The organism is Patescibacteria group bacterium (assembly GCA_027858235.1).
GTDB lineage: Bacteria > Patescibacteriota > Patescibacteriia > Patescibacteriales > BM507 > BM507.
Genome location: JAQIDC010000055.1, coordinates 89,088 through 97,313 on the forward strand (window position 1 = coordinate 89,088; position 8,226 = coordinate 97,313).

The window sequence follows — 8,226 nt, forward strand, 5'->3', positions numbered from 1 at the left end:
CTAGACCCCCAGTAGAGGTCTAGTTTATATTTGTTACATGTTATGCGTTACATGCTATATAATTTTGCTTGTCTGGCTATTTAGTAAGTAGGTGTTGCGATATATGTAAGGACTGTTTCATAGTCACCCGCTTCCTGTAATGCAGATATTTCAGTTGTATATGCTACATAGGTCATCCCTTTGTCGATAGTTGACCCATCAGCAGAAGCATCATGGTACATTACCTCAACTGCATTAGCTGAACCGTATCCATCAAAACCGACATATAGTCCACTATCAAATGTTGCCCCGAAAGTATCTCCTGCTGCCAGGGATAAATCATCTGATGTTAATCCCATGTGACCATATGTATTAAATTCATCAATAGTCCCCGCTGGCGAAACCCATGCTTGAGGAGTGGTTGTACCAGTACCGTCTAGAGCATCCCTAAAACTATTGATTGTTGAATCACCATCTGATCTTAACTCATCATCTTGATAAACAACTACCGAGTAACCATCATCAGCATTTGTAACAACTTTTAACTCTTGGCAAAGAGTACTTGACGCAGTCGTACTTAAGGTTCCGAAATCTAGTAGAGTAGATGAAGCAGAAGTATCAATCCCGCAAGTAACACCATTTACTACAGCTGCTGTAGACGTTCCTGAAATTGTGAAATTAAGAGTAGATGTAACTCTAGCTGTCATCAAGACATTATCTACAATCGCTGTCATGACATCAATTTGGTCATATACAGTACCAGCTCCATCGGATGATTTAATCGTTGTTGTATACATATCAGCGACTGGGTTTGTAACATCAGCAATCGTTAACACATTTACTGTTCCTGTGGCGATAGTCGTGGTAGCGGCCACAATACATGTAGTTACATTCGATGCAACTTCTGCAAGAGCATCAAAACCAGTAGGACATGTAACATCTCCTGGTACATAACCATCAAACAAAGCATCCATTGTAATCTCCACTTCGTCACCAGTTACTAATTCAGTGGCTATATTTGTAAATGTGAATTCATGATCTGAAAGTGCTCCTGGGTCAGAATCTGTCAATGTTTCCTTTGCATCAACCAAGGCATTGACCGCATTAGCGTATGGTATCGCCGGATAGGCTCCATACATTGTCATCATCGATAGCATCACTATCCCGATGACTATTTTTTTTCTAAGTTTTTTCATATTTTTGTTTTAGTTTTTATTTTTTATATATAAGGATTTAAATCTAATGTTAAGGTGCTATGTTATTAGCACTTCATGTTTGAATTCGACCTTTTTATTTGAAAGCAAATATAAAAAAATGCTTTCTGTGTTAAACAAAAAGCATTTTTTTATATAAAATATCAATATTTTATACGATTTGTGTGTTTCTAGAGGAATTCTAGATTTTTTTGCTTTTTGTTTTTATTTTGAGTCTTGCTACTTCTAGCAATATTTTTTTGATTGATTTGATTGTCAACGATCTGTGTCTTTTTTTAACTTATATTACCATTATACACTATATACTAGTTTTAGTCAATATCAGGAAGTTTATGACTTTGATAAACTGCTAATATTAAATGATATTATTATAAATCATGATTTTAACTTTTTTTTAACAAATAGTTATCAACAAGTTATTTTAGCTCTATTTTAATATATATTTTATTTCTAAAATTATGTTTTATAACATGTTTTATTATTTTTGTATATAAAATGAAAACCATAAGCACTAAATTCTAAACAAATACAAAAATCAAAACCATAAACAATTTACACCATATTTTTTTTGAATTTAATCTTTTGATATTGTTTAGGGCTTAGACATTAGAGTTTAGAATTTTTCACTTAGTAAAATGCTGGCACAAGTATATAGACTATACTAGTTTCATAGTCTCCTGCTGCCTGATTTTCTGTAATATTAGTTCTATAAACCATGTCTACTTCTTCATTTGTAACTGGAATATGACTGTACGAGACTTCTTCCATGCTTATACTTAATTGAGCGTAGGTATTATTTGGTGAAAATCTAGATGGAGATACCCCTGAAAGAGTGTCATCTCCAGTGTGGTAACCAAAAGCGCTAGGATCAGGCAAAAGGGGCCAAGATGCTGGAGCTGAATTTATAGCAGAAACAGGCTCAATTAAATCTCCACTGTTGCTTATTAAATCTTGAGTATAATAAACAAATAGCTGGTATCCAGTGCCTGCATTTGTGCTAATATTAAACCTTTGTACACCAATTGAGTCAGCCCCAGGTGCCAGGGTTCCGAAAGGGATACTAGACGGGGTTGTACTAATATTGGCTGTAATTCCCTCTGTGGAGCCACCAGACGAAAAGCCGGTCACTGAATAGTCTATACTTCCTACTGTTGTTATTAAACTAGGGTATGTGTTAAGACTTCCTTTTGCAATTGCCTCTAGAGCATTATTATCATAGGCACGAAAATAATAGGTAACAAAGTTTGTAGCACCATTATTTCTAATTGTAAATTCCCATTCACCTATATCACCAGCTGGCAAATCATAAGTCGTAGTTGAAATACCTGATTCATTATGCGTTCCGCCTATTATAACCCCAGGAATTGTGGTTGTGCTAATTACGTCATTGTCTTCATCTACACCATCCCCATAAGTCCAAGCACTAATAGAGCCGATTTCACCAACAAAATTAACATCTGACGAAAAATCAGAAAAAGTTGAATATTCCAGACGCACTTTTACATTATCACCAGTAATCCCTTCAATTTCTCTTATGGCTAATCTTAGCTTAATAGTTCCACCATCAGTAATGTCATTCGGACTAGTATTAAGACTAGCGGCACTAGTAGTTGGTGTTTCATTTTGTTCATCATGGTACCATTGCCAATCTTCAGTTTGAGCTTGATATTTTATTATCACTGTTACTTCAGTGTTTGACACTGCTTTGTTCCCAAAAGAATCATAGGCCCAAATTCTAAAAACATATTGATGATTAGTTAGGAGTCCGGTAATTGTTGTAGTTGTGGCTCCATTGTAATTTATAAATGCTAAATTTGAATCTGAAGTGCTTGCCCAAAGATTATCTGATTCTGTGACCCCAGAACTACCCTCTTTATAATAAATACGATAATCACTAAAATTAGTATCAAAAGTGGTAGTAGAAAGGCCCAAAGTGATACTATTGCTTGTTTTAGCAACTTCAAATAGATTTCCTGGAATGGTTGGATCAATATTATCTATAGTTAGAGTCGTTGTCGCTGGCAACACTTGCTCTTCAAAACTATCAAAGGTTGTTAGTTGCAAGCAATAGTCTCCATCAGCCAGTGGAATATCCAGGTTTGTTGTCCAGTCAAAATTTACTGTATTAGCTCCTGCAGCAGTAACAATCATTCCCGAAGATGTTCCTACTTGATAGGGGTAATTGTTATCTATTGCTGGTTGCCCAAAGTCAGCTATAATATTTATTAAATTTTCATCAAGCGTTGGGTCAAGTGGACTTGCAAAATTACAATCAAGACCGGAAACATATTCTATTTTCGCTTGATTTAAATCCCCACCAGCATCTTCAACATCAATAGATATGTCTACTATCCCAGTCCCATCTGTTTTTTGGACGGCCGAATTAAACCAAGCATTCGTTGGTGGAGCTAGGGTTAATTCAGGATATCTGTTGTAAATTTCAACTGGTGTTCCTTCATTGGTTAGTCTGAAACAATAAACATTCCCAGCGCTAGAATAGATAGACGGTTGAAAAGCGTACTCCATTTCAGTATAATCTCCTGCAGCTAAATCTATGAGGCTTGAAGTACTGCCAGGATTTTCAACCATACTACCAGAAACAAAGCTATAAGCCTCTTCGTTTAGAAGTTGTTCAGTTGTTGGAGATTGATCAATAAAATAAACACTATCAACCATTTCAAGATGTTCAAAACTGGCCGTATCTGGAATATCTATCCAAGTAGAAATGTTAGAACAAGTTGTTTCTTTTATCCCATACTCTAGTTCAAAACTATAAGCACTCATATCCACATCTCCTGTGTTGGCCATGGAAAGTCTTAATCTAATCGGCTCCTCTCGCCCAATAGGGACTGCAACCGTAGGGTCATTTACATCTTCATTTTCCCTCCAAGTAGCTGAGAGAATAATCGTTGTTGTTGTTGAAACTTCTGTGATTGCTTGTGATTTGTTGCCATAAGAATCATAGACCCAAATATTAAAAACATAATCACTATTTTGAGACAAGTTTACTATTGAGGTTGATGCAGTTCCATTATAATCAATAAAACCTAGGTCAAGATCATTATATTGATTAAACTCTAAATCATTTTCAGTTACACCACTAACTGCTTTTTTATAAAATATTTTATACTCTGAAAAATTTGAATCTGCACTAGCCGATCCAAAGTTCAAAACAACACTAAAGCCTGTTACACTCTCAACCCCTAAATTTCCTGGGGCTGTAGGGTTTGCATTATCAATATATACTGTACTTGTTGCCGAAACCGCCTGATCATCAATACCATCATTAACCGTTAATTGCATACAGTAAACTCCGTCGGCACCTGGTAGTTGCGCCTGGGTTGGCCAATCGAAGTTGATAGTATTTGAACCACTTGATGTAATAATCCCCGTGCTTGTTCCAATTTGATAAATATTGTCATTTTCTATTCCAACAGTTCCATAATCAGAGCTGATGTTTGTTTGCGTTTCATCTAGAGTTGGATCAAGAGGAACACCGAAATCACAAGTTGCTCCTAAAACATAGTCAAGCCTAGCAGTTGCTACATCCCCATTGGCATCATAAACTTCAATTGAAATATCGATAATTCCTGAACCATTAATCTTTTGGGCAATAGAATTAAAAACACCGCTCGGTCGAGCATTGGTTGTAAAAGTAGTTTGTCCAGAATTGCTTTTATTTCCAAAATTATCATAAGCGTAAATTCTAAAGCTGTATTGGCTGTTTTCCAAGAGACTCCCCACTGTTGTTGTTGGTGCTCCATTGAAATCTATATCGAGAAGATTGGTATCACTGTGCTCAAGGTCGTTTTCTGAAACAGTCGCTGCTCCTAATTTATAATATATTTTATACAAACTAAAATTTGAATCACTTGAAGTGGCGTTATAGTTTAGAGTTAAACTATCGCCTGTCCTTGAATTATAAGTTAAGTCTCCTGGAATGCTCGGAGCAAGATTGTCAATAACTAAAGTGCTTGTTGCTGGGCTTATTTGAATATCTTCCCCGTCATAGGCTGTTACCCTTATACAATATGTTCCATCTCCGTCTGCTAAATCAGTTTGACTAAACCAATCGAAGCTAACCGTGTTAGCTCCACTCGTTGTTTCAATCCAGCCTGTGCTAGTTCCAATTTGATAAGTATTGCTATCATCAATTTTGGCGTCTCCAAAAGTTGAAGTGGCATTGGCGTCTGTTTCGTCTAGTGTCGGGTCTAGGGGGGAGGCGAAATTACAATCTATTCCTGTTACATATTCTACTTTAGCTCGTAAGTTATCATTGTTACTATCATCAAATTCGACAAATATATCTACTATTCCTGTCCCGTTTGTTCTCTCAGCTAGACTTAAAATATTTGATGTTGGTGGAGCATTTGTAGTAATGGTAAATTCTGTTGAACTTGCTTTATTCCCTGCTTCGTCATAAGCCCAAATATTAAAAACATAATCGGTAAAAGAATTAAGTCCAGAAATATTAGTAGTGACAGCACTATTGTAGTCTATAAAACCTAGATTGGGGTCAGTACTTGAGGCGTGCATTGAATCCAATTCAGTAACTCCAGAAATTCCTTCTTTGTAAAATATTTTATATTCTGTAAAATTATTTTCTGTACTAGCAGAACCAAAATTAAGTGTAACGGAATTTTGATTTCGAGAATTAAGTGTTAAGGCCCCTGGTGTACTTGGAATTGTATTGTCTATTTTAAAATTAGGATCTACTCCAAAATCTGACCACGAGGAACAAACATTGTCATCATCACAAGCCATAACTTGCCATTTATAGCCGACACTTGAGTCTGGAATATTTTGAGGATTAACAGCCGCCGTAAAAGGAGTGACTGAATAATCACCAGCGCTAGAAGTGATAGACCAAACCTTTGATGAACAAGTTAAAAAATCATCATTAAATGCACAAGATGATGTAGTAGCGTTTGTGAACGAATCTGTACTAGTGGCAAGTTCAAAATATAGAGTAAGCACTTCGCTTGTATCTCCATCTAAAACTCTAGCTTGTAATTTTACATTACTCTCTTCTGTCCAAGCACTATTTATTATTTGAGTTGTTCCGTCATTTTTGTATTGAGTCAATGTTGTCGGACTGGCTGGAATATTATTTGTAGAAACTGTAATTTCTGTGGCACTTGTTTTATTACCATAAATATCATAAGCCCAAATATTAAAAACGTAATCTAATCCCTCACTAAGCCCAGAAATTGTAGTTGAATTTGCTCCGTTAAAGTTTTGGTCAGCAAGGTTTACATCAATATGTTCTATGTCTGTTTCTGCTACTCCGCTTGTTCCTTCTTTATAAAATATTTTGTAGTGAGAAAAATTAGCATCTGTTGAAGTTGCTCCTAGATTTAAAATAATCCCATAAGTGTCTCTAGTATTGAGAGCAAGATTACCAGGTGTGCTTGGGCTAACATTATCAATAAGAACAGTTGTTGTTGAATAAGACAACTCATCGAATGTTCCATCATTAGTAAGCAGGCGCAAACAGTAGATATTATTTGGAGATGTTTCATCAAGAGGACTTAACCAATCAAAATTAACTGTATTTGAACCGGGAGAAGTCATAATCCAAGACGTACTTGTACCAACTTGATGTGTAGAATTATTATCTATATCAGGATCCCCGTAGTCAGCTGTAATATTTCCATCCGTCTCATCTAGAGTCGGATCAAGGGGAATAGTAAAATCACAAGTTGCTCCAGCGACATATTCGATTTGGGAGCGCAAGGTATCATCATTGTCAAGGTCATCTACTTCGATTGAAATATCAACAGCTCCAGAGCCATCTATTTTTTGAGCAGCTGAATTAAAAATAGAAATTGGAGGGTTTGATGCTGATGGAGTGGTGGCGCTTAATTCTGTGGCGCCAGCATAGTTCCCTGCTGAATCATAAGTCCAAATATTAAAAACATAAGTTGTTCCGGCTGAAAGATTATTAACTGTTATAGTACTAGCTCCATTGTAATCAACAAAGGCTAAATTTGGATCATCTAGAGAATTAAATTCTAAATCATTCACTGTTACCCCACTACTACCAACTTTATAAAATATTTTATACTCTGAAAAATTTAAATCACTGCCTTGTGATCCAAAATCAAAAGTAACCTCTGTTGGGGTTTGTGAATTAAAAACTAAATTGCCCGGTGCACTTGGGTTAATAGTATCTACTTTAAAATTTGGACTTGTTCCAAAACTAGACCACTCTGAACAAACTCCACTCAAGCCACAAGCGATTGCTTGCCACTTGTAGCCAGAAGCTGATTCTAGTAATCCAGTAATATTTGCTGTTGCTACAAAAGGGCTGACAGTGTAGTCACCACTTGCTGATTCAACAAACCAAATTCCATCTCCACAAGAAGCGAAAGCCGTCCCTGATGTACAAGAACTAGCTGGCTCAGAAGTTGCAGTCGTAAATGTTCCTGCATCTGTTAAAACTTCAAAATATATACGAAGTGTTTCTGGATTGTCCCCATCAGTAGCTGAGGCTTGCAGTTTTATATTTGATTCATTTGTCCAGTCGTCATTTACAATCTCTGTTATTTCATCATTTTTGTATTGAGTTAAACCACTTGGAGAACTTGGAACATAATCAGTCATAATATTTATTTCTGTAGCGCTTGTTTTGTTACCAGCAATGTCATAAGCCCAAATATTAAAAACGTAATCAACTCCTTCTGTAAGCCCTTCTATGGTTGTCGTGGCTGCTCCATTATAATTTATAGAAGAAAGATTGAAATCATCTCCTGAATTATATTCTGTATCAGATTCCGTTACGCCACTTGTTCCTTCTTTATAAAATATTTTATATTCAAGAAAATTTGATTCTACAGTTGGTATACCAAAATTTAGAGTAACACTTAAATTTGTTTTATGATTTAGAGTTAAATTACCTGGAGTAGTTGGCACATGTCCATCAACTCCTGGTCTGTTATTGATGTCAGTCGCTGTGTAGGCAGTAGAGTTATTCCCGGCTGGGTCAATTAGTGTTATTGAAATTGGAAGATTTTCTGAATCTAGAATATCG

At 36.0% G+C, this 8,226-nt stretch carries 2 protein-coding genes; both read right to left on the reverse strand.

Going from position 1 to position 8,226, the window contains the following annotated elements:
- Positions 1-80: 80 nt before the first annotated feature.
- Positions 81-1,175, reverse strand: coding sequence for a hypothetical protein (locus tag PF572_05010; protein ID MDA3840425.1), 1,095 nt, complete (start codon positions 1,173-1,175; stop codon positions 81-83).
- A 645-nt stretch (positions 1,176-1,820) separates the two neighbouring features.
- Positions 1,821-8,226 (reverse strand): hypothetical protein (locus PF572_05015; GenBank protein ID MDA3840426.1); only part of this gene is annotated, 6,406 nt, incomplete at its 5' end.